Origin of the sequence: Bifidobacterium sp. UTBIF-78 (assembly GCF_006408945.1) — a bacterium.
GTDB classification, from domain to species: Bacteria; Actinomycetota; Actinomycetes; order Actinomycetales; family Bifidobacteriaceae; genus Bifidobacterium; species Bifidobacterium myosotis.
Window position 1 is genome coordinate 1 of record NZ_JFAO01000082.1, and the last position, 1,184, is coordinate 1,184.

The following is a 1,184-nucleotide window of genomic DNA, read 5'->3' on the forward strand; positions in this document are numbered from 1 at the left end:
CGACATGGACCGGTGCGCGAAGTGCGGCAGGCACGGCCGTCCGTACGACTGGCTGGGCACGCGACGCTGGCGTCACCTCGACCTCGGGTGCGCCAGGCTCCTGCTGGAGTACGCGCCGCCGCGCGTCGCGTGCCGCGAGCACGGGGTGACGGTCGCGATGGTGCCGTGGGCGCGCAGGAAGAGCGCGTACACACGCGACTTCGAGCAGCAGGTCGCCTGGTTGAGCGTGCACGCGCCCAGAAGCGCCGTGTCGGCGCTGATGCGCATCGACTGGAAGAGCGTGGGCCCCGTGTGCAAGAGGGTCGCCGACGACCTGCGGGCCGAACAGGGCGGAGGCCTGTTCGACGGGCTGCGCTCCATCGGCGTGGACGAGACCAGCTACAGGAAGGGCCACAGGTACATGACCGTGGTCGTCGACCACGACCGCGGCAGGGTCGTATGGATGCACGAGGGCCACGGCGAGGGCGTCTTCCGCCTGTTCTTCGAGACGCTCACCGAGGCGCAGCGCGCGTCCATCCGGGTCGTCACCGGCGACGGGGCCAGGTGGATCGACTCGTGCGTCGGGGAGTTCTGCCCGCAGGCGGAGCGCATCCTCGACGGGTTCCACATCGTCAGCTGGGCCACCGACGCGCTCGACAAGGTACGCACCATGGTCTGGCGTGAAGCGCGGAGAACTGGCGAGGCCAGGAAAGGCGCGAAGGACCCGATCAAGGGCGCGCGCTGGGCCCTGCTGAAGAACGAGAGCGACCTGACCGCCGGGCAGAAGGCCCGGCTGGAGTACATCGCCGGCACGAACGGGACCCTCTGGAGGGCGTACAAGCTCAAGGAGGAACTGCGCATGATCCTCCGGCAGCCGGCCGACGAGGCCCGCGTCCTGCTCCTGCGATGGAGCGGCAAGGCCGCCTCGAGCGGCATCGACCCGTTCACCGGACTCGGCGAGAAGATCGGCAGGCGCTGCGAGGACATCGTGCGGACCATCCGTTCCGGACTGTCCAACGCCAGGCTGGAGGCCGTGAACAACAAGATCAAGACCACCATCAAGATCGGCTACGGCTACCGCAACCTCGACAACCTCATCGCCCTCGTCATGCTCAAATGCGGCGGACTCGACCTCACACTCCCCGGACACCAATAACCAGTAGGAACAACCACTGACTCACGCCCACACAAACACCCGAAGAGCC

The 1,184-nt window shown here is 67.8% G+C and carries 1 protein-coding gene; it reads left to right on the forward strand.

The annotated features are described in order from the left end of the window. Window positions 1-1,135, forward strand: a 1,135-nt coding sequence (locus tag BG22_RS10745; protein WP_140495461.1) for an ISL3 family transposase, incomplete at its 5' end; no start/stop codon positions are given. Between the last annotated feature and the right edge of the window lie 49 nt (window positions 1,136-1,184).